The 21,909-nt window shown below is 71.0% G+C and carries 21 protein-coding genes, 2 tRNA genes and 1 pseudogene; 9 read left to right on the forward strand and 15 right to left on the reverse strand.

Going from position 1 to position 21,909, the window contains the following annotated elements; all coding sequences use genetic code 11:
• The first annotated feature begins 66 nt into the window (after positions 1–66).
• The gene (gene pknB / locus ACL06G_RS01020) at positions 67–2,031 is read left to right on the forward strand and encodes a Stk1 family PASTA domain-containing Ser/Thr kinase (RefSeq protein ID WP_412835187.1); all 1,965 of its coding nucleotides are present in this window, start codon (positions 67–69) and stop codon (positions 2,029–2,031) included.
• 105 nt (positions 2,032–2,136) lie between these two features.
• Here pknB and ACL06G_RS01025 read toward each other — a convergent pair whose 3' ends face one another.
• From ACL06G_RS01025 to ACL06G_RS01045, 5 genes are all read right to left on the reverse strand, one after another.
• On the reverse strand, positions 2,137–2,958 hold the full coding sequence (locus ACL06G_RS01025) for a class E sortase (protein WP_412835188.1): 822 nt from the start codon (positions 2,956–2,958) through the stop codon (positions 2,137–2,139).
• A gap of 30 nt (positions 2,959–2,988) precedes the next feature.
• On the reverse strand, positions 2,989–4,692 hold the full coding sequence (locus ACL06G_RS01030; protein WP_412835189.1) for a class E sortase: 1,704 nt from the start codon (positions 4,690–4,692) through the stop codon (positions 2,989–2,991).
• Positions 4,689–5,321: an aminodeoxychorismate/anthranilate synthase component II gene (locus tag ACL06G_RS01035; RefSeq protein ID WP_412784734.1), complete on the reverse strand. Its 633-nt coding sequence runs from the start codon at positions 5,319–5,321 to the stop codon at positions 4,689–4,691. The genes ACL06G_RS01030 and ACL06G_RS01035 overlap by 4 nt, the downstream gene beginning before the upstream one ends.
• Before the next feature lie 7 nt (positions 5,322–5,328).
• The gene (locus ACL06G_RS01040) at positions 5,329–5,502 is read right to left on the reverse strand and encodes a hypothetical protein (RefSeq protein WP_412784733.1); all 174 of its coding nucleotides are present in this window, start codon (positions 5,500–5,502) and stop codon (positions 5,329–5,331) included.
• A 130-nt stretch (positions 5,503–5,632) separates the two neighbouring features.
• A complete protein-coding gene (locus ACL06G_RS01045; protein WP_412784899.1) occupies positions 5,633–6,361 on the reverse strand; it encodes a DUF881 domain-containing protein in 729 nt (242 codons plus the stop codon).
• Between the two features lie 112 nt (positions 6,362–6,473).
• On the opposite strand from ACL06G_RS01045, the gene crgA reads away from it, so the two are divergent.
• The gene (gene crgA, locus ACL06G_RS01050; protein ID WP_412784732.1) at positions 6,474–6,731 is read left to right on the forward strand and encodes a cell division protein CrgA; all 258 of its coding nucleotides are present in this window, start codon (positions 6,474–6,476) and stop codon (positions 6,729–6,731) included.
• A gap of 352 nt (positions 6,732–7,083) precedes the next feature.
• On the opposite strand, the gene ACL06G_RS01055 is transcribed toward crgA, so the two are convergent.
• Entirely contained in the window at positions 7,084–7,968 is an 885-nt protein-coding gene (locus tag ACL06G_RS01055) for a rhomboid family intramembrane serine protease (protein ID WP_412835190.1), read from the reverse strand.
• A 79-nt stretch (positions 7,969–8,047) separates the two neighbouring features.
• Positions 8,048–8,575, reverse strand: coding sequence for a peptidylprolyl isomerase (locus ACL06G_RS01060; RefSeq protein ID WP_412784730.1), 528 nt, complete (start codon positions 8,573–8,575; stop codon positions 8,048–8,050).
• A gap of 219 nt (positions 8,576–8,794) precedes the next feature.
• On the opposite strand from ACL06G_RS01060, the gene ACL06G_RS01065 reads away from it, so the two are divergent.
• Positions 8,795–9,502 carry a DUF5324 family protein gene (locus ACL06G_RS01065; protein WP_412784729.1) on the forward strand — a complete coding sequence of 236 codons (708 nt, stop codon included), beginning with the start codon at positions 8,795–8,797 and terminating at the stop codon, positions 9,500–9,502.
• A gap of 96 nt (positions 9,503–9,598) precedes the next feature.
• Complete coding sequence (locus ACL06G_RS01070; protein ID WP_412784728.1) at positions 9,599–10,573, forward strand: malate dehydrogenase; 975 nt, start codon at positions 9,599–9,601, stop codon at positions 10,571–10,573.
• 32 nt (positions 10,574–10,605) lie between these two features.
• On the opposite strand, the gene ACL06G_RS01075 is transcribed toward ACL06G_RS01070, so the two are convergent.
• Entirely contained in the window at positions 10,606–10,965 is a 360-nt protein-coding gene (locus ACL06G_RS01075; protein WP_412835191.1) for a hypothetical protein, read from the reverse strand.
• A gap of 127 nt (positions 10,966–11,092) precedes the next feature.
• Here ACL06G_RS01075 and ACL06G_RS01080 point away from each other — a divergent pair, with 127 nt between their 5' ends.
• Both ACL06G_RS01080 and ACL06G_RS01085 read left to right on the forward strand, forming a co-directional pair.
• On the forward strand, positions 11,093–11,623 hold the full coding sequence (locus ACL06G_RS01080) for a GNAT family N-acetyltransferase (RefSeq protein WP_412835192.1): 531 nt from the start codon (positions 11,093–11,095) through the stop codon (positions 11,621–11,623).
• Positions 11,624–11,687: 64 nt separating this feature from the next.
• Positions 11,688–12,023, forward strand: coding sequence for a hypothetical protein (locus ACL06G_RS01085; protein ID WP_412835193.1), 336 nt, complete (start codon positions 11,688–11,690; stop codon positions 12,021–12,023).
• A 195-nt stretch (positions 12,024–12,218) separates the two neighbouring features.
• Here the strand turns inward: ACL06G_RS01085 and ACL06G_RS01090 are convergent.
• Positions 12,219–12,291, reverse strand: a tRNA-Ala gene (locus tag ACL06G_RS01090).
• 127 nt (positions 12,292–12,418) lie between these two features.
• Here ACL06G_RS01090 and ACL06G_RS01095 point away from each other — a divergent pair.
• Together ACL06G_RS01095 and ACL06G_RS01100 are read left to right on the forward strand one after the other, a co-directional pair.
• Positions 12,419–12,967: a helix-turn-helix domain-containing protein gene (locus ACL06G_RS01095; RefSeq protein ID WP_412784722.1), complete on the forward strand. Its 549-nt coding sequence runs from the start codon at positions 12,419–12,421 to the stop codon at positions 12,965–12,967.
• Between the two features lie 2 nt (positions 12,968–12,969).
• On the forward strand, positions 12,970–14,169 hold the full coding sequence (locus ACL06G_RS01100) for a serine/threonine-protein kinase (RefSeq protein ID WP_412835194.1): 1,200 nt from the start codon (positions 12,970–12,972) through the stop codon (positions 14,167–14,169).
• A gap of 38 nt (positions 14,170–14,207) precedes the next feature.
• Here the strand turns inward: ACL06G_RS01100 and ACL06G_RS01105 are convergent, their stop codons facing one another.
• Entirely contained in the window at positions 14,208–15,536 is a 1,329-nt protein-coding gene (locus ACL06G_RS01105; RefSeq protein WP_412835195.1) for a hypothetical protein, read from the reverse strand.
• Between the two features lie 227 nt (positions 15,537–15,763).
• Positions 15,764–15,898: a DLW-39 family protein gene (locus ACL06G_RS01110; RefSeq protein WP_412784719.1), complete on the reverse strand. Its 135-nt coding sequence runs from the start codon at positions 15,896–15,898 to the stop codon at positions 15,764–15,766.
• A 133-nt stretch (positions 15,899–16,031) separates the two neighbouring features.
• On the opposite strand from ACL06G_RS01110, the pseudogene ACL06G_RS01115 reads away from it, so the two are divergent.
• Positions 16,032–16,247: pseudogene (locus ACL06G_RS01115) on the forward strand (VOC family protein); the annotation flags it as partial.
• A gap of 80 nt (positions 16,248–16,327) precedes the next feature.
• Here ACL06G_RS01115 and ACL06G_RS01120 read toward each other — a convergent pair.
• The 4 genes from ACL06G_RS01120 to gyrB form a co-directional block, all read right to left on the reverse strand.
• Positions 16,328–16,401: transfer RNA gene (locus ACL06G_RS01120), tRNA-Ile, on the reverse strand.
• Between the two features lie 83 nt (positions 16,402–16,484).
• Positions 16,485–17,084 (reverse strand): DUF3566 domain-containing protein, encoded by a 600-nt coding sequence (locus tag ACL06G_RS01125; protein ID WP_412784718.1) that lies wholly within the window; start codon positions 17,082–17,084, stop codon positions 16,485–16,487.
• Positions 17,085–17,087: 3 nt separating this feature from the next.
• Positions 17,088–19,730, reverse strand: a complete 2,643-nt coding sequence (gene gyrA, locus ACL06G_RS01130; RefSeq protein ID WP_412784717.1) for a DNA gyrase subunit A — start codon at positions 19,728–19,730, stop codon at positions 17,088–17,090.
• Between the two features lie 56 nt (positions 19,731–19,786).
• Positions 19,787–21,841 carry a DNA topoisomerase (ATP-hydrolyzing) subunit B gene (gene gyrB / locus ACL06G_RS01135; protein WP_412835196.1) on the reverse strand — a complete coding sequence of 685 codons (2,055 nt, stop codon included), beginning with the start codon at positions 21,839–21,841 and terminating at the stop codon, positions 19,787–19,789.
• Positions 21,842–21,909 lie beyond the last annotated feature (68 nt).

A 21,909-nucleotide genomic window follows, 5' to 3' on the forward strand; every position in this document is an offset into this window, starting at 1 on the left:
GAGCAGCACACCGCCGGCGCGCGTACGCCAGGGTGCGGTCCGGAGATTCGGAGAGGGCTGGAGACTATGGAAGAGCCGCGTCGCCTGGGCGGCCGGTACGAGCTGGGCTCGGTGCTCGGCCGCGGCGGCATGGCCGAGGTGTACCTCGCCCATGACACCCGCCTGGGCCGTACCGTGGCGGTCAAGACGCTCCGCGTCGACCTCGCCCGCGACCCGTCGTTCCAGGCCCGCTTCCGCCGGGAGGCCCAGTCTGCCGCCTCGCTGAACCATCCCGCGATCGTCGCCGTGTACGACACCGGCGAGGACTACGTGGGCGACGTCTCCATCCCGTACATCGTGATGGAGTACGTCGACGGCTCGACCCTCCGCGAACTCCTGCACTCGGGCCGCAAGCTCCTGCCGGAGCGTGCGATGGAGATGTGCATCGGCATCCTCCAGGCGCTGGAGTACTCGCACCGCAACGGCATCGTGCACCGGGACATCAAACCGGCGAACGTCATGCTGACGCGCAACGGCCAGGTCAAGGTGATGGACTTCGGCATCGCCCGCGCCATGGGCGACTCCGGCATGACGATGACGCAGACGGCAGCGGTCATCGGCACGGCCCAGTACCTCTCCCCGGAACAGGCCAAGGGCGAGCAGGTGGACGCCCGTTCCGACCTCTACTCCACCGGCTGCCTGCTCTACGAACTGCTCACCGTACGGCCCCCGTTCGTCGGCGACTCGCCGGTCGCGGTGGCCTATCAGCACGTCCGTGAGGAGCCGCAGCCGCCCAGCCTGTTCGACCCGGAGATCACCCCGGGCCAGGACGCGATCGTGCTGCGGGCGCTGGCGAAGGACCCGGACTACCGGTACCAGAGCGCCGACGAGATGCGTGCCGACATCGAGGCCTCCCTCGACGGGCAGCCCGTCGCCGCCACCGCCGCCATGGGAGCGGTCGGGTACGCGAACGGCTACGGCTCCGACCACGACGACCGCCCCACCACGGCACTGCGCACCCAGGACGCCCGTACGTCCATGCTGCCGCCGATGCGCGACGACGACGGCGGCTACTACGACGACGGCCGCGGCGGCCGGCGCGGGCCGCAGAAGAAGAGCAACACGTCCACGATCCTGCTCGTCGTGGCGCTGATCCTGGTCCTCATCGGAGCGATCTTCATCGGCCAGGTCGTCTTCAGCGGCAACGGCAGCAGCGACAAGTTCTCGATGCCCAACCTGGTCGGCCAGAGCTACCAGGACGCCAAGCAGTCCGCGGAGAACCGCGGGCTGGAGGTGGCCAAGGGCGGCAGCGAGTACTGCAAGCAGGACAAGCAGACCGTGTGCAGCACCGACCCGGCGGCCGACTCGCAGGTCGAGAAGGGCGCCACGGTCACCCTGACCATGTCCAAGGGCCCCGCACCGGTCGAGGTCCCGGACGTCGAGGACCAGCAGTACGAGGACGCCCAGCAGACCCTCGAGGACGCCGGCTTCTCCGTGCAGCGCGAGAACCAGGAGTCCGACGAGGAGGCCGGCAGCGTCATCGGCATGGACCCGGCGGGCGGCAGCAAGGTCGAGAAGGGCTCGACCGTCACCCTCACCGTCGCCGAGCAGCGACTGGAGACGGTGCCGGACGTCATGGGCCAGGACTACGCCAGTGCCGCGAACCAGATCCGCGCCAACGGCTTCGAGGTCGCCCGGCAGGACAAGGAGAGCCCCGGCGACACCCCGGAGACCGTCATCGAGGTGAACCCCTCCGGCGAGGCCTCGCCCGGTGCCACCATCGTGCTCACCGTCGCCAAGGCGCCGCCCCAGCAGGAGATGGTCGCCGTGCCGGACGTGCGCACCAAGAGCGTCAAGGACGCCCGCGCCGAGCTCGAGCAGCTCGAGTTCAGCGTCGCCGTGCAGGGCGCGACCGACGAGAACAAGGCCGTGGTCGTCAACACCAACCCGGCGCCGGGCAGTCAGGCGCCCAAGGGCTCGGTGGTGACGATCTACGCCGCCGAGGACAGCGGCGGCGGAGGCTTCTTCGGCGGCCCGTCGGGCAACGGCTGACCCGCCCGCCGCGCACCCCGTGCGAGGCGTGAGGGGCCGGACTCCTGGTGGGTCCGGCCCCTCACGCGTGGGTACGCCCCGCCCGCCCCGGGTGCGGCGCCTGCCTCAGCGCAGCTCCTTCGGCGGGGTGCGGTCGTGGTCGACCGGGACGGTGCGGTCCAGCTCGCCCCAGACGATGTACCGGTGCTCCGAGGTGTACATCGGCGTGCACGTCGTCAGGGTGACGTAGCGACCGGCCCGCTTGCGGCCCGACTCCTCCGGCACGTCCGCGAGCACGTCGACGTCGTACTTCGAGGTCTCGGGGAGGACCGCGTACACCCGGTAGACGTACCAGGTGAACTCCGTCTCGAAGACGATCGCGTCGCCCGTGCGCAGCTCGTGGATGTTGTGGAACCGGGCGCCGTGGCCGTCCCGGTGGGCGGCGAGCGAGAAGTTGCCCTTGCCGTCCCACGGCAGGGTCGCCCGCACCGGGTCGGTGTAGTAGCCGGCCACACCCCGGTTGAGATGGTCCGTGCTCGTCCCCCTGGTCACCAGGATGTCGTCCTCGGACATGGCGGGCACGTGCAGGAACCCCACACCGTTGCGCAGGTTCCGCTCGCCCGGACCGGACTCCTGCGGCCCGGAACGGTCCTGCCCGGCCGCCCACCGCTCGCGCACCTCGGCACCCTGCTGCTGCGCCTGCCGGTCGGCGACGACATTCGTCCACCACAGCGAGTAGACGACGAACAGTCCCAGCACCAGCCCCGCGGTGATGAGGAGTTCACCGAGCACGCCGACCGCGGCGGCGATCCCGCGCACCACCCGGCGGCCCCGGCCCCTGCGGCGCCCCGCCGGCTCTCCCGGAGTGTCCCCGCCGGGCGGTCGGGGGTCCTCCCCCTCCGTCCTCCCGCCGGTACCGACGCGTTCCTGCGGTGCTGTGCCTGCCACCGGCGGTCCCCACCCGTTCCCCTGGTGCCTCTACTCCACGAGAGCGTCCGGCTTGCCTTCGCTGCGCGGACGCTCGGACACCATTCTGCCCCACACGATCAGCCGGTACCGGGACGTGAACTCGGGCGTGCAGGTCGTCAGGGTGAGGTAGCGGCCGGGCTCGTCGAACCCGGACTGCGGCGGGACGTCGTCCAGCACGCTCACGTTCGAGGGCGGCGTGGACGGCAGCCTGCTGTACATCTCGTAGACGTAGTAGGTGTCCGCGGTCTCCACGATCACCTTGTCGCCCGCCACCAGCCGGTTGACGTACCGGAACGGCTCGCCGTGGGTGTTGCGGTGCCCGGCGACCCCGAAGTTGCCCTGCTTGTCCCAGGGCATCGCCGTCTTCACGCCGGAGGCCTCGTCGTAGTGCCCCACGAGCCCGCGGTCGAGGACCGACTCCTTGTCGGTGCCCTGCGCCACCGGCACCACCACGTCCAGCTTCGGGATGTACATGATCGCGAAGCCCTGGCCGGGCGAGAACGCGCCCGGCTTCCGCTCCGGGTCCTGCTCCCACTTCCGCGTCAGGTTGTCCCGGGCACCGCCCGCGTAGTTGTCGGCCAGGATGTTCGTCCACCACAGCTGGTAGGCCACGAACAGCAGCATCAGGACGCCGCAGGTGATGAACACCTCGCCGATGGCGCGGCTCAGCAGAACGGCCGGCCCGTCCTTCGCGGCACGCGCCGCCCGGCGCGCCTCCAGCCGCGTCATGGCCCGTGCCGGAGCGGCCCCCTTCGCCGCGGTGCGGCGGCGCGCGGCACGTCCGGAGAGATCCTCCTCGGAGAGGCGCCGGAAGGCGACGGTGTGGTTCCCGTCGTCCTGCGGTTCGGGACGGCGCGAGGCGCTCTCCTCCACCTCGGTGGACGGCTCGTGCGCCGAGCGGGAGCGCTCCGCCCCGGGTCCCTGCTCGGCCTCCGTCCCGGCGCGGGAGCCGGGCACGCCCGGCGACCCGCCGCCACGGGGTGCCGAGGGCTCTCCGGGCCCGGTGACGGCCGGCATCGCCATGGTGCCGCCCGCGTCCTGGGGTCTGCGGCGACCGGGCGGTGGGCCGCCCTGCTGCTGCGGAGGACGCCGGTCCTGCGGATGCGGCTGCTGGGGCTGCTGGGGCGGGGATTGCTGCGGGTGCGGCTGCCGGTGTTGCGGGTGCGGCTGCCGGCCCCACTGCCCCTGGTGCTCCTGAGGCCTCTGCGGGGGCTGGGGCGCCTGGGATGACTGGGGCGCCTGCGCGCCGCCCTGCCCCGGCTCCCGGGAAGGGCGGAACCACGGCGAGGCCGGCTCCGTCCCGGCCCCGGCGCCGTGGGCGCCGCCCTGGGCGCCGCTTCCCTCCGGTGTCCAGGAGGACGCGGTTTCTCCCCATCCGCTCCCGGAGTCGCCGGACGGCAGCGGATCCGTCAACGGGTCGCGGAGCGCATCGACGGCGGCCCGGTAGTCGTCGTGACGCGGCGCGTACGGCTGGTACAGGGCGGATTCCCACGGGGTGGCGCCCCCGCCGGCCTCCCAGGAGTTCTGCGACCCGGCGACCGCCCCGCCGCCCCGTCCACCGTCCTGGTGGACGCTGCCGACGCCGTACGGGTCACGGCCGTACTCCTCGTACGCCCGGGACCCGGCGGTGCGGCCGTCGTACGTGCCGTGCCGGTACTCCTCGTCGCCGTACGGGTCCCGGCGGGGTTCCTCCCCCGGACGCCCCTGCGTCACGTGCCCACGACGGGCGCCAGGCCGGCGGAACGCTCCACCGCACCCGGGTACCCGCACTCCGAGAGCCAGTTGGCCAGCATTCGGTGCCCCCACTCCGTCAGAACCGACTCGGGATGGAACTGCACGCCCTCGACCGGGAGCGTGCGGTGCCGCAGACCCATCACCACCCCGGACTCCGTCCAGGCGGTGATGCGCAGCTCGGACTCCGGCACGGTGGCGCGCTCCACGCCCAGCGAGTGGTAGCGGGTCGCCGTGAACGGCGAGGGCAGTCCCGCGAAGACGCCCACCCCGTCGTGACTCACCGGAGAGGTCTTGCCGTGCAGCAGCTCCGGTGCCCGGTCCACGACGCCGCCGTAGGCGACGGCCATGGACTGCATGCCCAGGCACACCCCGAACACCGGCCTCCCGCTGCCGGCGCAGTGCTTCACCATGTCGACGCACACGCCCGCTTCTTCGGGCGTCCCCGGGCCGGGTGACAGCAGCACGCCGTCGAACCCGTCCCGGGCGTGTTCGGTCCGCACCTCGTCGTTCCGCACCACCTCGCACTCGGCACCGAGCTGGTGGAGGTACTGGACGAGGTTGTAGACGAAGCTGTCGTAGTTGTCGACGACGAGAATCCGCGCGCCCATGATCCGTCTACGCTCCTTCACCGCCGCCGTCGACGGTCACGTCGTTGAACGGCAGGAGCGGCTCCGCCCAGGGGAAGACGTACTGGAACAGGAGAAACACCGCACCGAGCACGAGCAACAGCGAAATCAGAGCCCGCACAGGGGTGTTGCCCGGCAGGTGCCGCCAGATCCAGCCGTACATCCGGTCTTGCCGTCCTTCCGATCCGCGCGCCGCACTTCGCGCGACGCGCCTCCAGACTAAAGGGGCCGGAGCCTCGCGGGGCGCGTCCCCGTGCAACCCGGCCGCTGCGCGCGGCGTGCTCCCCGTCACGTCACTCCGCGGGCTCGGCGTGCTGCAGGTCCACCGTGCCGGAGTACCCGGGGACGGTGACCTTCGCGTGCTGCTGGACGTCCCAGCCGAGTCCGTAGGCGTCGACGTAGCCGAGGTAGTTCTGAATGTCCGGCGAGGTGTCGATCGCCCGGCGGAGGTCGGCCGGGTTGCCGACCGCGGTGACGCGGTAGGGCGGAGAGTAGACCCTCCCCTGGAGGATCAGGGTGTTGCCGACGCAGCGGACCGCGCTGGTGCTGATCAGCCGCTGGTCCATGACCTTGATGCCGCGCGCCCCGCCCCGCCACAGGGCGTTCACCACGGCCTGGAGGTCCTGCTGGTGGATCACCAGGTCGTTGGGCGAGGGATCCGGGACTCCGGGGATCAGCGGCACCGCGTCCGGCGGGGCGTCGGTGAGTGTCACCGTCATGCCGGAGCCGGTGACCTTCGTGGTGCCCGCCCGCTTCTCGGAGCGCTCCAGCCGGCGCCGCTCGGGTTCGGTGACGCCCTGGTCGCGCTCGGCCAGGGCGTCGACGTCGGACCGCAGTTGGGCGGCCGAGGACTCCAGGCGCCCGTTCTTCTCACTGCGTTCGCGTATCAGGTCCGACATGCGCAGCATGGTCTCGTCGGTGCGGATGTCGGTCCCCCGGGCCGTGTGGAAACTGACCCAGAAGATGAGCCCGGCGAGGGCGAAGATTGCGATGGAGGCCAGCCGCGCCGGCCTCAAGTGCATCCCGGACACGTACCCTGGTCTCCCTCCACGCCTGATACGCACTACGCTAACGGACCACAGCCCCATCGATTCTCTCAGCGCGGTCACGAAGCGCATCGACAGGAGCCCCCTCGTGCCGAAGTCACGTATCCGCAAGAAGGACGATTACACGCCGCCGCCGGCGAAGAAGAGCGAGATCGACCTGACGGGCGCAGGGCGCCGCTGGGTCGCCCCGCTCATGCTGGCCCTCTTCGGCCTGGGCATCGCGTGGATCGTGGTCTTCTACGTGACCAGTGGTGCGCTGCCGCTCGAGGCGATCGGCAACTGGAACATCATCGTCGGCTTCGGCTTCATCGCCACGGGGTTCGTCGTCTCCACGCAGTGGAAGTAGCGGGCGCCCCGCGGGGACGCCCGTCCCGCAGCACGATCCTGCTCCGGAGTGCCGTCCTGCCCTCTCGCGGCGCGAGGCTCTCTTCCGCCCGGCGGAAAGTTATCCACAGCCCGATCCACAGCATGGGAAAACTTACGACGATCTGTGGATAACTCAGAGCCAGGTTGACGCCGGTACGACTGTCCACCCGTACGCGCGGCAACGGAATCCCTTGATCACCCTGGGGAAACGCACGCCTGAGCGAGTCGCCGCACGTACGGGTCATGTTGTGCACACCATGCACAACACGCGCGGAGAGCTGTGGACAAGTCCGTGAGGCCCGCCCGGCCACCCACCGGCCGGGCGGGCCCCGTCACCCGGTGAGGGACACCGTACGCAGCACGACGGCTGCCACTTCGACGACGAGGACCGCCGCACAGGTGCCGTACTGCACCAGCGCCCGTCGCTCCCGCGGCGCGTGGACCATGGCGTAGGCGATCACCGCCCCCGCGGCCAGGCCGCCCAGGTGCGCCTCCCAGGCGATGTTCGGCAGGGTGAAGGTGAAGACCAGGTTCACCCCCAGCAGGATGAGGATCGGCCGCATGTCGTACCGCAGCCGCCGCACCAGCACCGCGACGGCACCGAAGAGCCCGAAGATCGCGCCCGAGGCTCCCAGCGACGCCTCATAGGGAGCTGCGACGACGTAGGTGAGCACGCTGCCGCCGAGCGCGGACAGCAGGTAAAGCGCGAGGTACCGGCCGCGGCCCAGCGCGGCCTCCAGACGCGGTCCCACCATGTACAGCACCAGCATGTTCATGCCGATGTGCCAGATCTCCTGGTGGGTGAAGGCCGAGGTGAGCAGCCGGTACCACTGTCCCTCCGCCACGCCTTCCACCGGGCCGAACCGCTCCGTGACCGCCCGGCCGAACAACAGCATCTCGTTCGAGAACGAGGTGCCCAGGGCGAGCACGGCGACGAACACCGCCAGGTTCAGTCCGAGCAGGATCTTGGTGACCAGCCAAGTGTCCGCCGCGACCTTCCCGCCCGCCAGGGTGCGCGGCTGTTCCGCCCCCGGCCGGTGCCCGGTGCCGGACCCGGGCCGCACACACTCGGGGCACTGGTAGCCGACAGCGGCCGAGATCATGCAGTCGGGACATATCGGCCGCTCGCACCGCGTACACCGGATGCCCGTCTCCCGGTCCGGATGCCGGTAGCAGGTGGTGTCCGACCGGCTCTGAGATGGGTGCTGTCCGTCCATGGCGCCGCTCCTTCCCCTCCAGCGTGCCCCGTCCGCCCGCACGACCGCGTACCGCGGGGCGGACGGGACCCCGCCCTCGTCAGCGGCGCTCGATGACGACCGACTCGATGACCACGTCGTTGACCGGACGGTCGGTCCGCGGGTTGGTGCTGGTCGCTCCGATGGCGTCGACGACCTTCTTGCCGGCCTCGTCCGCGACCTCGCCGAAGATGGTGTGCTTGCCGGTCAGCCAGGTGGTGGGCGCCACCGTGACGAAGAACTGCGACCCGTTCGTCCCCGGGCCCGCGTTCGCCATGGCCAGCAGGTACGGCCGGTCGAAGGACAGGTCGGGGTGGAACTCGTCACCGAATTCGTACCCGGGACCGCCGGTGCCGTTGCCCAGCGGGTCACCGCCCTGGATCATGAACCCGCTGATCACGCGGTGGAAGACCGTGCCGTCGTAGAGCCTGTCGGTCGTCTTCTTGCCCGTCTTCGGGTGGGTCCACTCACGGGTGCCCTCGGCGAGCTCCACGAAGTTCTTGACCGTCTTCGGCGCCTGGTCCGGGAAGAGCCGCACCGTGATGTCGCCGTTGTTGGTCTTCAGTGTGGCGAAAAGCTGCTCAGCCACGATCTACCTTCCCTCGTCCGTTCTGACGCCACCGATCCTCCCACGGACCCCGCAGCACGGGTCCGATGTGACCCGTATGCGCGACGGTACGTGCTTCGCGCCACCCCGCCAGGCATGATCCTGGCAACGAGTGGAAGGCGACACAGTGTCGTTCCTTCAGGCCCCGGTACGTCCGAGAGGCCGCTTCCGAGGTCCTGAACACGCCACCGAGGAGGAGAAGTGACCCGCATCGACAGCGCCCGCCACGCGGCCGGCAGTGCCAAGGACAGCGTGCGGCACGCCGCGGAGGCGATGGCGCCCTACGCGGAGAGTGCCCGGGAGCACGCCTCCCACTACGCGCACGAGGCGGGAGCCTACCTGGGCCCGAAGGTGTCGTCGGCCGCACACCAGGCACGCCATGCCGCCCGCGACAACTACGACGCGCACGTCGTGCCGCGTCTGGCACAGGCACGCGGCTCGCTGCCGCCGGAGTTCGAGAAGAACGCGAGGAAGACCGCCAGGAAGGCGGCGAAACACACCCGGAAGGCGGCGCGGCAGGCCGATCGCTACGCCCGTCCCCACCTGGAGCACGCAAGGGAGGCCGCCGAGCCCGCCCGCCGCGAGGCGGCCGCCCGCGGCGCCGCCGCCTACGCGGCGCTGCGCGGCGAGATCACGCCGCGCGACCTGCGGCGGATCTCCCGCCGCCGCGACGGCCGGGCCCGGGTGGCGCGCCTCGCCAAACGGCTGGGCGTGCTCGGGCTGCTCGCGGGCGGCGCGTACGCCGCCTGGCGCTGGTGGGACCGGCAGGCCAACCCGGACTGGCTCGTGGAGCCGCCGCCGGCCACCGAGGTGATCGACGAGGAGATGGAAGCGATGCAGGAGGACGACGCGGGCCGCGCCCTCCTCGATCCGGAGGTCGAGGCGAAGCAGCGCGACGACAACGCCTGAGACGCCCGGCGGTGAGCCGGCGGCCGCCCGCACGGCGGGCGCCCGCCGGTCCCCGGACGTAGCCTGAGGGCCGGGGTCCCGAGAGGGGGTCGGCCCATGGGGTTCGCACGACCGCGGGCGAAGGTCGGCGTCGTCGGTGCCGGACACCTCGGCGCGGCGGTCGCCAACGCCCTGGTGCTGCGGGAGACGTGCCGGCGCCTGGTCCTGTACGACCGCACGCTCGCCAAGGTCGAGGGCGAGGGCTGGGACATCGCCGACGCCGTGCCCCACCTGCGCGAGCAGGAGGTCGACGTCACCGACGACCTCGGCGACCTGGCGGGGTGTGCCGTGGTCGTGCTGGCGGCGGGGCCGACCGTCACCGCAGGACAGAGCCGGCTGGACCTGTGCGCTCGCAACGCCCCGATCGTCCGCTCGCTGGTCTCCGCGCTCGACGAGGCGGCGCCCGAGGCGGTCCTCCTGCTCGTCTCCAACCCGGTGGATCTGCTGACCCGGATCGCGCAGAACTGCACCCGGCGCGACCCCGCCGCCGTCATCGGCAGCGGAACCGTCAACGACACCGCCCGCCTCAAGTACGCGCTGGCCGGACGGCTCGGCGTCGACCACCGGAACGTGCACGCCTACATGGTCGGCGAGCATGGCGACAGCTCGTTCTGCGTGTGGTCCGCCGCGCACGTCGGAGGCGTCGCGCTCGCCGACTTCCCCCGGGCCTCCGGTATCGACATCGACACCATGAAGCGTGAGCTGGTCGCGTTCACGCACGATCGTGGGCGGGAGATCCACCGCCGCAAGGGCTACACCAACTACGGCGCCGCAGCGGCCGCCGTGAGCATTGTGGAGTGCGTGCTGCGGGACGAGCGCCGCATCCTGAGCGTCTCCGGACGCGTTCCCGCCGCCTACGGGCTCCCGGACGGCACCGTGCTGTCCCTGCCGTGCGTCGTGGGCGCGTCCGGCGTGGACCGGCACCTGGTGCTCGCGCTCGAGGCCGGGGAGAGGGCACTGCTGGAGGAGGCGCAGGAACGCCTGCAGGATGCCTACGAGCCCGGTGGAGCGGCGCAGCGGCCACCAGGGTGACCGGACAAGCGCCGAGGCACCCTCGGGGCCCCTCAGCCGTCCCAGGGGAAGGAGGGACGGGGACGTCCCAGGATGCGGCGGCGCCCGTCACGGCGGACAGCCGCGGGATCGCGGCGGGTGGGCACCTCGCCGTAGTCCTCGCCGGGGACGGCCAGGACGACGTCCTGCGAGGCGGGAGCGAGGAAGTGGACGGGCTCCGGTTCGGCCCGCAACCGTCCGTCCCGCGTCTGGGTACGGGCGAAGAGCGGAAGCTCCAGCTCGTACCACCAGGAGCCGTCCGCCTCCTGGCGGCGGCCGCGCACGACCGCGAGTACCGCCTGCCCGTCGGGCAGCCGCACCACGGCCACCGGGCCGTCGCCGCCACCCGGGGCGGGGAGGTCTTCGGAGGTCATTGTTCGATTCTAGTTCGAATACGGCCCACGGTGCCGCCCACCACCGCGGCGAGGAATGTCACGCCCGCCGCCGTCGCCGAGGCCCGGCAGGGACCCGTCGGCACGGGCGTGGGACACACTCGTCCGCATGGTGATCCTGCGCACGCTCACGACCCGCGACTGGCCGCTGTGGCGGGAGGCGCGCCTCGCCGCCCTGACGGATGCTCCGCATGCCTTCACCTCCCGGCTCGCGGACTGGCACGCCGGCGGAGAGGAGCAGTGGCGCACCCGCATGGCGCTACCGGGCGCCCACCACGTCGTCGCACTGCAGGAAGGCCGCCCCGTCGGCATGGCCCGGGGCGTCCCCGGCCAGGACGGCACCGGGGAGCTGCACTCGCTGTGGGTGAGTCCCCACCTGCGGGGCCACGGCCTCGGCGACCGGCTCGTCGCCGCAGTGGTCGCCTGGGCCCGCGCCTCGGACTTCGGAGTGCTGCGACTCGCAGTCCTCCCGGGCAACGAGCCGGCGAGGGCGCTGTACCGGCGCCACGGCTTCGTGCCGGCGGCGGAACCCGGCCGCCTTCTGCCGCAGGACGACACCCGCGAACAGCTGATGGTGAGGCGGTTGGACGGGCCCGCGCCGGGCACCGTGCCGGGCAGCCCCGCGGATCCTCGGGAATGAACAGGGCTGATCGAGCTCCGGAAGCACAGTGGCGAGTGAACGTACCCGCCAGGAGGAGGCCTTCGTGGGAGTAGAACTCGAACTGCATACCGGGCGACCGATCCTGGACTGGCGCAGGTCCAGGAAGACGTTCCTCCGTGGCTCCTACGCATACGGAGACGAACTCACCGGTCTCCTCCTGCTGATGGCCGATTCCGGCCCCGGCGTTCTCCCCCATGTCGATCCGTACGGAGATACGACACTCGACGAGCAGCAGGCTGCTGCCGCGCTGCGCGAGATTCCCGAGATGATGACACGGTGCACGAGTGACGCGCAGGTGGCGGCCGTCCAGGACCTCCGCAGCCTGCTGCGCGCCTGCACGGAGACTCCCGGCAGCTACCTGTGGTTCGTTGGCGACTGAAGCTCCTGGCCTCGCGAGAAGGGCCGGACATGCGGAGACGCCGGGTCCCGTGGAGGCCAGGGTCCGTCGGGGCGGGCGCTGCGACGCCGAGGGCACGGTCGAGAGGGCTGCTCGTCATGACTCGGAAGCTGACGACAACCCCCGCTACGAAGACCAGCGCGCCCCCTCCGGAGAGGAGACGCGCTGGTCGTGCGGTGGAGCCTAGGAGAGTCGAACTCCTGACATCCGCCATGCAAAGACGGCGCTCTACCAACTGAGCTAAGGCCCCGCTGGGCATAAGCGTACCGGGTCCCGGGAGCAGATTCCGACCGGGTATCGCCCTGCGCCCATCACCCTCCGTAGGATGCACCGCAAGTTCGCGACGGCGAAGGTATGGGAGTCCAGGGAGAGGCGACATGGACGCAGCACAACAGGAAGCCGCCGCCAGGGCGCGAGAGCTGCAGAACCAGTGGTACGGCGAACCGCTGGGGACGCTGTTCCGCCGCCTGATCGACGACCTCGGCCTCAACCAGGCGCGCCTCGCCACCGTCCTGGGGCTCTCCGCGCCGATGCTCTCGCAACTGATGAGCGGCCAGCGTGCCAAGATCGGCAACCCGGCGGTGGTGCAGCGCGTCCAGGCCCTCCAGGAACTGGCCGGCGAGGTCGCCCGGGGCGACATCAGCGCGGGCGACGCTACGCAGCGTATGGAGGACATCAAGCGCACCGCGGGCGGGAATGTGCTCAACGCCACAGCGAACGGGTCGACGGGCGCCTCGCAGACGCCGGTGAAGCGCATCGTCCGGGAGATCCAGGCGCTGCTGCGCTCCGTCTCGGACGCCGCCGACATCCTCGAGGCCTCCGCCGAACTCTCCGCGAAGCACCCCGAGCTGGCCGAGTTCCTGCGGGTGTACGGGGCCGGACGCACCGCCGACGCCGTCAAACACTACGAGGAGCACGCGAGCTGACCATGGGGGAGATCTTCGCCGGCCGCTACGAGCTGGTCGACCCGATCGGGCGCGGCGGCGCGGGCGCGGTGTGGCGCGCCTGGGACCACCGCCGCCGGCGCTACGTCGCCGCGAAGGTGCTGCAGCAGCGGGACGCGCACGCGCTGCTGCGTTTCGTCCGCGAACAGGCCCTGCGCATCGACCACCCGCACGTGCTCGCCCCGGCGAGCTGGGCGGCCGACGACGACAAGGTGCTGTTCACCATGGACCTCGTGCGGGGCGGTTCGCTCGCGCACCTGATCCACGACTCCGGTCCGCTGCCGCCGTCCTCGGTCTGCGTCCTGCTGGACCAACTGCTGGCGGGCCTGGCGGCCGTGCACGCCGAGGACGTGATCCACCGCGACATCAAACCGGCCAACATCCTGCTGGAGCCCACCGGAACGGGCCGCCCCCACGTGCGGCTGTCCGACTTCGGCATCTCCATGCGCAAGGGCGAACCGCGGCTGACCGGCACCGACTTCATCGTGGGCACACCCGGATACTTCGCGCCCGAGCAGATGCAGGGCGCCGACCCGGACGCCACCGCCGACCTGTACGCCGTCGGCCTGGTCGCTCTCTACCTGCTGACGGGGGAGAAGCCGGACGCGTTCGACCTGATGAACCGCTTCGAGCAGGCCGGCGGCGTACCGCCCGCACCGGCACGGGTGCCGGAAGCGCTGTGGCAGGTGATCGGCATGCTGCTGCAGCCCGACCCGCAGGACCGGTTCCGCACCGCGACCGGAGTGCGCAAGGCGCTCGCCGAGGCGGCGGAACTGCTCGGCACGGACGCCGCAGCGGTGCACACGCCCCTCGACATCCCGGACCGCCTGGGTCCGCTGCCGGAGGGGTACGGCCCGCAGGGGCCCGCGCACGGCGGCGATGCTGCCGGGGCGGCGGCAGGCTCCGCCCCGGACACCTCGACGACGGGCAGCTACCGCCTCGCACCTCCGCAGCCCGCCACCCCACCGACCGGCACCCCCGGAGCGGCCGCGACGCCCCCACGGGCCGTCGGTCAGGTTTCCACCCCCACCCCCGTGCTGACACCACCACCGCCGGTGCACCGCCCCGCAGCCGCGACCGCGACCGCACGACGCCCCGGGCCACCCCTCGCCGTGGCCCTGCCGGTCCTGCTGCTCGCGGCCGTCTGCTTCGCCGTGGGGATCTGGGCCCTGACGTCCGCCTGACGCCACCGGACCACCGGGCCGCCACCTGCCGGACCCGGCTAACTTCCGTTCGCCGGCGGCCCGTGGAGCGGCCCGGAGGCGTAGGGCGGCCCGCCGTACGGCGCTGAGGACGCCGTCTGCGTCGACTGCTGCGCGTACCCGGCGCCCGAGCCCCCGCCGGCCGGTGCCGCCGGTGCCGCCCGCGCCGCGCGGCGCCGCGCCAGGACGGCCCAGAGCGCCAGCACCGCGACGAGCCCGGCACCCGCGCCGATGCCGGACCACCCGACCACTGTGAGGAGTTCGCTCCGCCGGGCCGCCTGCGGAGTCTGCCCCCGGTCGGCCTGTTCACGGTCCTCCCCGGTGACGCCGAACCCTGCGGCCGCCGGGTCACCGTCGTAGTCCGGCCCACCGGTCGCCTTGCCGGACAGGCGGACGCGGAGCGTCACCGGCACGGCGTCGGTGACGAAGTCCCCGAGGTCCCGGTGGGCATGGACGGCGACGTAGTACCAGCCCGCGACCGACGCGGCGGCGAGACCGTCCTGGTAGGAGTAACGGGAGCCGTAGGTGACCCGCGGGGTGCGCAGCGGCACCGCGGCGGGATCGTCCGCGCCGTACAGCGCGCTGTCACCGGCGACGAACGCGCGGGCCGGGCTGTAGACCTCCGTGCGGACGCCCTGCGAGGTGTAGCCGGAGGTGTCGGTGGTGTCGGTCGTCGCGAACTCGGTGCGCACCGCGAGCGAGCGGCCCCAGTCGAGCGGTACCCGGTAGAACCGTGTCTCCCCGGGCCGGATGCGGTCCCGCCACACGCCGGAGGCCATGCCCGCGGCGTCGTTGAAGCCCGTCCCGCCCCGGATCCTCCGCGGCTTCTCGGTCGGCATCTTCGGGAGTGCGGTGGGCGCGTCCTCCGCCTCCCGCGACACCTCGGCGGGCCGGGAGGCCAGTCCGGGTTCCCGCATCAGGCGGAGTTCCACGGGCCAGTCCCCGCCGCTGTCCGTCTTCTCGCCCGACCGTGCCACGGACAGGTTGTACACACCGGCCTCCTGGCAGTCCTGGTCGGGCCCGACGACGCGGGCCGCCCAGGCGACGAGCGGCCAGGCCGCCCCGTCCGCGGAGAACCGGGCGGTGCCCTCCCCGCAGGTGGTGCCGTCGGTGGACTCCAACGTGAGGGTGAGGGAGTCGCTGTACGACACGTCGGCGCCGGCCTCGGGCAGCGCCACCGCCGAGATCCGCGGCTGCGACGAGGAGTCCAGCTCCACCGTGTAGTACTTCCGCTCGCCCGGCCCCACCTCGTCGGTGTAGGTGCCGCCGCTCGCGAGCCGTCGGCCGTCGGCACTGTTCGTCGCACCGTGCACGGCTTCGGCGCCGTCGGCCGTACGGTAGGCGGGCACATCACCGCTCCCGTCCGCGGCCGCTGCTCCCGGGAACACCGGCACGCACAGCGCAGCCGCCAGGAGCACCGCCCCCGGCGCGGCCCGCCTGGTTCTCGACCGCCTCACCACACGCCCCCCCCTTTTTCCGTCGGTCACGGCAGCATCGGTGCCGGTCCGCCGGCACCACGCGACGAAGCCCCGGCCACGACGAGCGGCCGGGGCTCGAAGAGCCTACTGCTGTGGCGTCACACACTCGTACCCGCGGGCACGGAGTCGGTCGCCTCCGTCCACAGGTCCTGCTCGGCGCGGTCCGCCTGGATCTGGCGGTACACGAGGAGCCCGCCGACGGCGGCCAGTACGACCAGGAGAAGCTTCTTCACCGCGCTACCTCGTCCTTCATAGACGTATGGGGCTTTCTGGGGCCCGATGATACCCAACACGACCCGCAGAAAAGGTCAAGGCGCAGGTGGACGATCTTCACGAACACCTGCCACCGACACCCCCCGAGAACTCCTGGGGAACCGGGCTCGGTTCGGCGGAGCTGCTCGAGATGTGCGTGGCAGGGAAAGCAGCACCGAGGACTGGGCGGGCATCCTGTTCGGCGAGATCGGGCCGGCCCTCATCCGGGTGGATGACTACCGCGCTCCGCGGTGGCCCGGCAGCGAGTACCCCAAGCAGTCCCCTCTCGACTTCGAAGTGGACGAAATCGAGTCCGGTCAGCGCCCGATCCGGATCGGGCGCTGACCGGCCGAGGTCGGTCGTGGACGCAGAAGACCCCCGGACGAACCGTCCGAGGGTCTTCCGTTCTGTGGGGCTAACAGGACTTGAACCTGTGGCCTCATCCTTATCAGGGATGCGCTCTAACCATCTGAGCTATAGCCCCGCGCTGCACGGAAAGATTAGCGCACTCGGTGCCGTGTCCCAAAATCGGTTCCGTGCAGGCTCACGCGGCGGTCCGCGGCAGGGTCACTCGTCCTCGGCGAGGGTGACCTCGACACCGCCGACCATGCCCGCCGACAGGTTGTAGATGAAGGAGCCGAGCGTCGCCAGCGCCGTCACCAGGACCACGTCGATCACCGCCACCACGCCCGTGAAGGTGAGGACGCGTTCCAGCGACAGGAAGCCCTGGAGGTCGAAGCCGGCGCCGTTGTCGGTCGAGGTCGCCTCGCTTATCGTGCCGCCGACGGCGGAGAACACGCCCATCGCGTCCATCACCATCCACAGCACCGCCACCGCGGCCACCGTGCAGATGCCCAGCGCGATCGCCAGCAGGAAGCTGACCTTCATCACCGACCACGGGTCGACCTTGGCCACCCGCAGCCGCGCCTTGCGCGTCCGCGGGGCCGTACGGGCCTCGGTGCGGGGCTTGCGCAGCGCAGCCTCGCCGTCACCGTACGCCGTCGGGGCGTCCCCGGCCGGCGGCCCCTGCGGCCCGGGCTCACCGGCCTGCGGCGGCTGCTGCGGCGCGTACTCGGGCTCCGTCGGCGGCTGCGGCCCCGGAGGGGCCTGCGGCGGCTGCTGCGGGTACGGCTGTGCCTCCTGCTGAGGGGGCTGGGCACCGCTCACGTCTTACTCCTCGTCGCTCGACGTGGCCGGGGACTCGGCCGGGCTCTCCGCCGGGGCGGGTGCGGCTCCGTCGGGCTGCGCCGCCCCGACGGCGGCGTCGACCACGGCCTCGACCTCCTCGGCCTCCCGACCGGCCTCGGCGTTCCGCGCCATGCCGACGACGGCGTCGCGCTTGCCCAGGTTGATCAGGGAGACGCCCATGGTGTCACGACCGGTCTCCCGCACCTCACTCACACGGGTACGGATCACGCCACCGCTGCGGGTGATGGCAAGGATCTCGTCGCTCTCCTCGACCACCAGGGCCCCCACCAGCTCGCCGCGGTCCTCCACGATCTTGGCCGCCTTGATGCCGAGACCGCCGCGGCCCTGCACACGGTACTCGTCGACCGAGGTCCGCTTCCCGTAGCCGCCGTCGGTCGCGGTGAACACGTAGGTTCCCGCCCGCACGACGTTCATCGACAGCAGTTCGTCGTCCTCGCGGAAACTCATGCCCTTCACACCCGAGGTCGCCCGGCCCATCGGCCGGAGGGTGTCGTCGCCGGCGGTGAAGCGGATGGACTGCGCCTTCCTGCTCACCAGCAGCAGATCGTCCTCGGGGCCGACGAGTTCGGCGCCGATCAGCTCGTCGTCCCGGCCGTCCTCCATCTGCCGCAGGTTGATGGCGATGACGCCGCCGGAACGCGGCGAGTCGTAGTCCTTCAGCGGAGTCTTCTTCACCAAACCGGACTTGGTGGCGAGGACCAGGTACGGCACCGCCTCGTAGTCGCGGATCGCGAGGATCTCGGCGATCTGCTCGTCAGGCTGGAAGGCCAGCAGGTTCGCGACGTGCTGGCCGCGGGCCTCCCGCCCGGCGTCCGGCAGCTCGTAGGCCTTCGCCCGGTACACCCGGCCCTTGTTGGTGAAGAACAGCAGCCAGTGGTGCGTCGTGGACACGAAGAAGTGGTCGACGATGTCGTCCTCCCGCAGCTTCGTGCCGCGCACGCCCTTGCCACCGCGCTTCTGCGCCCGGTAGTCGTCGGTGCGGGTGCGCTTGACGTAGCCGCCACGGGTGATGGTGACGACGATGTCCTCCTCGGCGATCAGGTCCTCGATGGACATGTCGCCCTCGAAGGGCACCAGCTGGCTACGCCGGTCGTCGCCGTACTTGTCGACCAGGGCCGTCAGTTCGTTGCCGATGATCTCCCGCTGCAGGGCGGGCGAGGCCAGGATCCCGTTGTACTCGTCGATCTTCGCCTGCAGCTCGTCGTGCTCCCGGGTGATCTTCTGGCGCTCCAGTGCGGCCAGTCGGCGCAGCTGCATCTCCAGGATCGCGTTCGCCTGGATCTCGTCGATCTCCAGCAGACCCATGAGGCCGCCGCGGGCGTCCTCGACCGTCTGGCTGCGGCGGATCAGCGCGATCACCTCGTCGATCGCGTCGAGTGCCTTCAGCAGGCCCCGCAGGATGTGCGCGCGCTCCTCGGCCTTCCGCAGGCGGTAGCGGGTGCGGCGCACGATGACGTCGATCTGGTGGCCGACCCACTGGCGGATGAACGCGTCCAGCGACAGGGTGCGCGGCACGCCCTCGACCAGGGCCAGCATGTTGGCGCTGAAGTTGGTCTGCAGATCGGTGTGCTTGTAGAGGTTGTTGAGCACCACCTTGGCGACCGCGTCGCGCTTCAGCACGATCACCAGCCGCTGGCCGGTGCGCGAGGAGGTCTCGTCACGCACGTCGGCGATGCCCCCGACCCGGCCGTCCTTGACCAGATCGGCGATCTTCAGCGCGAGATTGTCCGGGTTCACCTGGTACGGCAGCTCGGTGACGACCAGGCACTGCCGTCCCTGGATCTCCTCCACCTCGACGACCGCGCGCATCGTGATCGAACCGCGCCCGGTGCGGTACGCCTCCTCGATGCCCCTGCGGCCGACCACCAGCGCACCGGTCGGGAAGTCGGGGCCCTTGATGCGCTCGATCAGCGCCTCGAGGAGCTCCTCGTTGCTCGCCTCCGGGTTCTCCAGGTACCACTTGGCGCCCGATGCGACCTCCCGCAGGTTGTGCGGCGGGATGTTGGTCGCCATGCCGACCGCGATACCCGCACTGCCGTTGACCAGCAGGTTCGGGAAGCGGGAGGGCAGGACGGTCGGCTCGAGGTTCCGGCCGTCGTAGTTGTCCTGGAACTGGACGGTCTCCTCGTCGATGTCCCGGAGCATCTCCATGGCGAGCGGCGCCATCTTGCACTCGGTGTACCGCATGGCGGCCGCCGGGTCGTTGCCGGGCGACCCGAAGTTGCCGTTGGAGTCCACCAGCGGCATCCGCATGGACCAGGTCTGCGCCAGGCGCACCAGCGCGTCGTAGATGGAGGTGTCGCCGTGCGGGTGGTACGTCCCCATGACGTCGCCCACCACGCGGGCGCACTTGTAGAAACCGCGCTCCGGCCGGTAGCCGCCGTCGTACATCGCGTACAGCACGCGGCGGTGCACCGGCTTGAGCCCGTCGCGGACGTCGGGCAGCGCACGCGAGACGATCACGCTCATCGCGTAGTCGAGGTACGAGCGCTGCATCTCCGTCTCGAGACTCACCGGTTCCACTCGGGCTCCGGCGGTCTCGTCGACGATGGCGCCCTCGACGGTCAGGTTCTCCGGCTCGGGGGGAAGGTTGTCGTCGGCCATGGTGCGAAGTCAGTCCTTAACTAGCTGCGGCGCTTGGGGGAGACGGACGGGCCGACTCAGATGTCGAGGAAGCGGACGTCCTTGGCGTTGCGCTGGATGAACGAGCGCCTCGCCTCCACGTCCTCGCCCATGAGGATCGAGAACAGGTCATCCGCTGCGGCCGCGTCGTCCAGCGTGACCTGGCGCAGCACCCGCTGGTCCTGGTCCATCGTCGTCACGCGGAGCTCCTCGGCGTTCATCTCGCCCAGACCCTTGAACCGCTGGATCGAGTCGTCCTTGATCCGCTTGCCCTGCTCGCGGCCGAGTTGGATCAGGCGGTCGCGCTCGCGGTCGGAGTACGCGTACTGGTGCTCGTCCCGACCCCACTTGATCTTGTAGAGCGGCGGCTGCGACAGGAAGACGTGGTTCTCCTCCACCAGCGGCCGCATGAAGCGGAACAGCAGTGTCAGTAGCAGGGTGTTGATGTGCTGGCCGTCGACGTCGGCGTCCGCCATCAGGATGATCTTGTGGTAGCGGAGCTTCGAGATGTCGAAGTCCTCGTGGATGCCGGTGCCGAAGGCCGAGATCAGCGCCTGCACCTCGGCGTTCTGGAGCACCTTGTCGATGCGCGCCTTCTCCACGTTCAGGATCTTGCCGCGGATCGGGAGGATCGCCTGGTACTGCGGGTCGCGACCGGACTTGGCGCTGCCGCCGGCGGAGTCGCCCTCGACGATGAAGATCTCGCACTTGGCCGGATCGTTGGACTGGCAGTCCGACAGCTTGCCCGGCAGCGAGGCCGTCTCCAGCAGCCCCTTGCGGCGCGTCAGGTCGCGGGCCTTGCGCGCCGCCACCCGTGCGGTGGCCGCCTGGATGCCCTTGCGGATGATGTCCGCGGCCTCGTTCGGGTTGCGGTCCAGCCAGTCGGTCAACTGCTCGTGGACGATGCGCTGCACGAAGGTCTTCGCCTCCGTGTTGCCCAGCTTGGTCTTCGTCTGCCCCTCGAACTGCGGCTCGCTCAGCTTCACCGAGATGATCGCGGTCAGGCCCTCCCGGATGTCCTCACCGGTGAGGTTGTCGTCCTTCTCGCGCAGCAGCTTCCGCTCCCGCGCGTACCGGTTGATCAGCCCCGTCATCGCGGCGCGGAACCCCTCCTCGTGGGTGCCGCCCTCATGCGTGTGGATGATGTTCGCGAAGGAGTACACACCCTCGCTGTACTGGTTGTTCCACTGCATCGCGATGTCCACGGACATGTTGCGGTCCGCGTCCTGGGCGTCGAACTCGATCACCGTGGGGTGGACGGGCTCGCCCTTGCGCGAGTTGAGGTGCTTCACGAAGTCCGTGATGCCGCCGTCGTACCGGAACCGGACGGCGTTCTGGTTTCCCTCCTCGTCGACGTGCTCCTTGCGCTCGTCGCGCAGCGAGATCGTCAGCCCCTTGTTGAGGAACGCCATCTCCTGGAAGCGCCGCGCCAGCGTCTCGAAGGAGTAGTCCGTCGTCTCGAAGATGTCGCCGTCGGCCCAGAAGGTGACCGAGGTGCCGGTCTCGGAGGTCTCCTCGTTCCTCTTCAGCGGTGCTGTGGGAACGCCCAGCTTGTAGTCCTGCGTCCAGCGGTAGCCGTCCGTCCGGACCTCCACGGCGACCCTCTGCGACAGCGCATTCACCACGGACACACCGACACCGTGCAGGCCGCCGGAGACCGCGTAGCCGCCACCGCCGAACTTGCCGCCCGCGTGCAGCACCGTGAGCACGACCTCGACGGCCGGCTTGTTCTCCGACTCCACGATGCCGACGGGAATGCCGCGCCCGTTGTCGACCACCCGCACACCGCCGTCGGCCAGCAGCGTCACCTCGACGGTGTCCGCGTGCCCGGCGAGCGCCTCGTCGACCGAGTTGTCGACGACTTCCTGCACAAGGTGATGCAGACCACGTTCACCGGTGGAGCCGATATACATGCCCGGCCGCTTGCGGACCGCGTCCAGTCCTTCGAGGACTCTGATGGCGGTGGCGTCGTACGACGGAGCCTCGGCGGGCGGTACGGGTGCCGGGACCTCCCCCACAACACCGGTTTCGGACATATTGCTCTGGTTCGGATTGCCGGAATCGGCCACGAAGCGCCCTTTCTGGCACAGCACACGCCGTCTCCGGGGCATGGCGGAGCGGCTGCGTTGCTCGACATATTTCCGCAACGGGGCGGCTTGGC

The organism is Streptomyces callyspongiae (assembly GCF_047200695.1).
Lineage (GTDB): Bacteria > Actinomycetota > Actinomycetes > Streptomycetales > Streptomycetaceae > Streptomyces.

Excerpts from the sequence above, each read along its gene's own strand:
- ACL06G_RS01040 (WP_412784733.1), bottom strand. The coding sequence starts at position 5,502 with ATGTACGGCTGGATCTGGCGGCACCTGCCGGGCAACACCCCTGTGCGG.
- ACL06G_RS01075 (WP_412835191.1), bottom strand. The coding sequence starts at position 10,965 with ATGACCTCCGAAGACCTCCCCGCCCCGGGTGGCGGCGACGGCCCGGTG.
- ACL06G_RS01100 (WP_412835194.1), top strand. The coding sequence starts at position 12,970 with ATGGGGGAGATCTTCGCCGGCCGCTACGAGCTGGTCGACCCGATCGGG.
- ACL06G_RS01045 (WP_412784899.1), bottom strand. The coding sequence starts at position 6,361 with ATGCACTTGAGGCCGGCGCGGCTGGCCTCCATCGCAATCTTCGCCCTC.
- pknB (WP_412835187.1), top strand. The coding sequence starts at position 67 with ATGGAAGAGCCGCGTCGCCTGGGCGGCCGGTACGAGCTGGGCTCGGTG.
- ACL06G_RS01070 (WP_412784728.1), top strand. The coding sequence starts at position 9,599 with ATGGGGTTCGCACGACCGCGGGCGAAGGTCGGCGTCGTCGGTGCCGGA.
- ACL06G_RS01095 (WP_412784722.1), top strand. The coding sequence starts at position 12,419 with ATGGACGCAGCACAACAGGAAGCCGCCGCCAGGGCGCGAGAGCTGCAG.
- gyrA (WP_412784717.1), bottom strand. The coding sequence starts at position 19,730 with ATGGCCGACGACAACCTTCCCCCCGAGCCGGAGAACCTGACCGTCGAG.
- ACL06G_RS01080 (WP_412835192.1), top strand. The coding sequence starts at position 11,093 with ATGGTGATCCTGCGCACGCTCACGACCCGCGACTGGCCGCTGTGGCGG.
- ACL06G_RS01035 (WP_412784734.1), bottom strand. The coding sequence starts at position 5,321 with ATGGGCGCGCGGATTCTCGTCGTCGACAACTACGACAGCTTCGTCTAC.
- ACL06G_RS01055 (WP_412835190.1), bottom strand. The coding sequence starts at position 7,968 with ATGGACGGACAGCACCCATCTCAGAGCCGGTCGGACACCACCTGCTAC.